Source organism: Pelomonas nitida (assembly GCF_043555975.1).
Classification (GTDB): domain Bacteria; phylum Pseudomonadota; class Gammaproteobacteria; order Burkholderiales; family Burkholderiaceae_C; genus Pelomonas; species Pelomonas nitida.
Genome location: NZ_JBIGIA010000052.1, coordinates 1 through 339, shown reverse-complemented (window position 1 = coordinate 339; position 339 = coordinate 1). Strand labels below are relative to the sequence as shown.

The 339-nt window shown below is 71.7% G+C and carries 1 protein-coding gene; it reads left to right on the top strand.

Annotation, left to right across the window (positions count from 1 at the left end; translation table 11 throughout):
* Window positions 1–339 (top strand): hypothetical protein (locus ACG00X_RS24070; RefSeq protein ID WP_394492362.1); only part of this gene is annotated, 339 nt, incomplete at both ends.

Here is a 339-nt window from a genome sequence, read left to right as displayed (position 1 = left end):
TGGAGCTGGCCAACGCCTGGCCGCAGGGCTTCCAGAACGGCCAGCGTGACGCCTGCCCGAGCGGCACGGTTCGCCACAGCAACGGCGGCGGCTGCGCGCCCAGCGGCACGGCCACGAGCGTGTATGTCGGCCCGTACGCGACGGTGATGCCGGGCTCCTCGGTGTCGGGCACGGCGCGCATCGAAGACCAGGCCATCATCGCCAACGGCACAGTCAGTGGCGGCACGGTCGGCGGCCTGAGCGTGGTGGGCGTGACGGGCAGCCCGTGGGGCAACAACAACTTCGTCGTCGGCGGCTCGGCCCAGGTGCGCACCACCTTCTACCCGCTGGGCTTCTTCG